We start from the raw sequence: 2,548 nt of genomic DNA, 5'->3' as shown, positions 1-2,548 counted from the left end.
ATGCAAGGCAATCTGTCGCTGGCCGCCGCATCCGCAGCCGGCCCGGAACTGGTCATCCTCGGCGTGTTCTCCACTGCGATTGCCTTCGGCATACAGACGGTTGCCCTCCGCTTTACGCCGGCCAGCCACGCCGCCGTGATCGTCAGCGCAGAAAGCGTTTTCGGGGCGCTGGGCGCGGCAATCTTTCTCGGCGAGCGGAGCTCGTCCGCGAGCGTCTTGGGTGCCGGCATCATCCTGGGTGCGATCCTGTCCGTTGCAATGTCGAACCGAGCGCTGCAGGCACGCACGTCCTTGCGAACCGCTTCGGTTCAACCCTTCGACGCGGCCCCTGCCTTTGCAACTGCGTCCGCAAATCGGGCGGGCGATCGTCATCCCAACAATTCAGGTCCAGTGGAGGAATGTGATGGCCCTTGCCGGTGATGCGAAACGTATTCCAGACCCGGCCGGACTTGTCGCGGGGGCGCAGTGATGGATGCGCGGACAATCCTTCTTCCGGTCGCACATTTGGTATCGGCGCTTCGCGCCCGCATGAAAGGACCGGGTGGCTACTACAACAGCGGCAATGCGCTCGGCCTCATTGTCGGTCTGGCGATCCAGATTGCCACCGCGCCGGTCGGCCTGCATGAAGGAAGCAGCGTCACCATGGCGGTGATCGAATATTTCGCTGGCAGCCATGGCACTGTTGCGCTGACCTTGACCACCCTGGTCTTCTTCTGGGGCGGCGAGGCCTATCACCGGGCCTGGGCAAGGCCGGATGCTCCCGATCCCGCCCTCAACCGTCTGGGCGACTTCCTGTCGGGCCTGGGTGCGATCGGGCTCGGCATTGCCCTGTTGCTGCTCGGCGATCCATTGCTTGCGGCGACCTCCGGCCTGCTGCATGCGCTGGGCAAATTCGGCAGCACCTTTCACAGGCCCGGCACGCCAATTTCGATCTGGCCGGCCGCTTGGCCCGATCCGTTCCGCAGTGCGGTGCTCGCCAGCCGGTTGCCGGCAATGCTGGCGACGACAGTGGCCCTCGCCCGCGGTTTGCCTGAGGTCTGGTGGAGCGGCTCCTTCGCGGCCCTCGCCATGCCACTGACCTTGCTCGGCTGTTATCTCTTGTGGACCAAGGCCGATCTGCTGCTCTTCGGCGTGGGCACCAAGGCCACCCGCCAGATTTCCACTAGTTGAACCCGCTTTTTGAAACGACCGGATGTCGAGATGGGGAATGACATGTTTGGCAGTGTGTATCATCAGGACGCCGGCCCCCCACCCTTTCGCGAACGGGTGCGGATGACAGGCTGGGGCAGTCTCCTGACGCCGGCCGGTTCAATCTCGAGAATGACAGGAATACTTGCAGCTTCGCTGTTTTGGGGGGTCTCTGCCCATGCCGCGAACGTTGACGTCGCCATCGTGTTCGCGGTCGACTTTTCGTCATCCATCGATCCGAAGATCGCCGATATGCAACGCGAGGGACATGCCGCGGCACTCACCTCGCCAGAGATCATCGCCGCCATCAGCCGGAATTATGTTGGTTGCATCGGCGTTGCCTATTTTGAGTGGTCGAGCCCCGGACACGCGCGCGTCGTGCTGCCGTGGACAAGCATCTGCGGACTGGAAGATGCCGAAGCGGCGGCTGCGGTGATCAGCAGGAAAGGCGATACCGGCTTCATCCGCAGAGGGCGTGGCGGAACATCCGTCTCCTCGGCTATCGACATCGGCAGTCTCCTGCTCGACCAGTTCCCGGGAAAGGCCGCAAAGAAAGTCATCGATATCTCCTCCAATGGCGAGAACAACGACGGGCTTCCCGTCCAGCCGAGCAGGTCGAACGCCATAGCCAAGGGATATACGATCAATGCCATCGCCATCCCGGCGGAGGATGAGAATCCCGACCAACCTCTGGCATCCTATTTTGCCAAATCGGTCATTGGCGGTTCCCAGGCCTTCGTCATGACGCCGAAGGGGCCAGACGACTACACCATGGCGCTTCGCCGCAAGCTCGTGACTGAAGTAAGCATGAACGACGACCGTCCGCTGTGAAAGTGTGCCATGTAGGACGAACTTTCGAGGCCCCATCCCGGAGCGCATTGCTCAACGAGAACCCGCGCCCTGCAGCGCGAGACCTTGTAGGACCGTCAGGACAACAGCCTATCGCCGCAATGCGTGCACGCTTGCCTTGCCTTCGCCGCCTACCGGCAAAGCCATGTCATCGTCGAGAAGGCGCGTGATGCGGGCAAAGCCGGTGAACGCTTTCCTTGCTTCCTCGGCCGACATCTGGCCCGACAAAGCGGCCGAGCAACAGTTCAGCGCGCACTGATAAACCGGACCGCGCCGTCCCGTTGGCCATTTCCGCAAGAACATCATGGCTTCGGCAACACTATCGATTTCTTCCGCAGGGTGTCCTTGCCCGCGCGAAATCCGCACGGGCGAAAAGAAATGCAATTGATCCATCGTTTCCTCCCGGTCGACCGCAATGCGCTCGATCGAACCCCACCAAACGCACCAACAGCCGGTTGGTTCCAGCCAAAAATGGAATTTTTTAGAAATCTGTCAGGCGAAGGCGATCACC

The 2,548-nt window shown here is 61.7% G+C and carries 4 protein-coding genes; 3 read left to right on the top strand and 1 reads right to left on the bottom strand.

The annotated features are described in order from the left end of the window. The 3 genes from EN991_RS31885 to EN991_RS31875 form a co-directional block, all read left to right on the top strand. On the top strand, positions 1–420 hold a 420-nt coding region (locus EN991_RS31885; RefSeq protein ID WP_164769516.1), incomplete at its 5' end, for a DMT family transporter. A 108-nt stretch (positions 421–528) separates the two neighbouring features. Then, the gene (locus tag EN991_RS31880) at positions 529–1,170 is read left to right on the top strand and encodes a hypothetical protein (protein WP_245461133.1); all 642 of its coding nucleotides are present in this window, start codon (positions 529–531) and stop codon (positions 1,168–1,170) included. A 150-nt stretch (positions 1,171–1,320) separates the two neighbouring features. Beyond that, positions 1,321–2,019, top strand: coding sequence for a DUF1194 domain-containing protein (locus EN991_RS31875; RefSeq protein ID WP_164753615.1), 699 nt, complete (start codon positions 1,321–1,323; stop codon positions 2,017–2,019). A 108-nt stretch (positions 2,020–2,127) separates the two neighbouring features. On the opposite strand, the gene EN991_RS31870 is transcribed toward EN991_RS31875, so the two are convergent. After that, positions 2,128–2,430 (bottom strand): DUF982 domain-containing protein, encoded by a 303-nt coding sequence (locus tag EN991_RS31870; protein ID WP_024503323.1) that lies wholly within the window; start codon positions 2,428–2,430, stop codon positions 2,128–2,130. Positions 2,431–2,548: the final 118 nt, after the last annotated feature.

It is taken from the genome of Mesorhizobium sp. M7A.F.Ca.US.005.03.2.1 (genome assembly GCF_003997795.1).
GTDB classification, from domain to species: Bacteria; Pseudomonadota; Alphaproteobacteria; order Rhizobiales; family Rhizobiaceae; genus Mesorhizobium; species Mesorhizobium ciceri.
The sequence above is the reverse complement of the archived record's forward strand: the minus strand, read 5'-3'. Positions and strand labels throughout refer to the sequence as shown.

Excerpts from the sequence above, each read along its gene's own strand:
- EN991_RS31880 (WP_245461133.1), top strand. The coding sequence starts at position 529 with ATGAAAGGACCGGGTGGCTACTACAACAGCGGCAATGCGCTCGGCCTC.
- EN991_RS31875 (WP_164753615.1), top strand. The coding sequence starts at position 1,321 with ATGACAGGAATACTTGCAGCTTCGCTGTTTTGGGGGGTCTCTGCCCAT.
- EN991_RS31870 (WP_024503323.1), bottom strand. The coding sequence starts at position 2,430 with ATGGATCAATTGCATTTCTTTTCGCCCGTGCGGATTTCGCGCGGGCAA.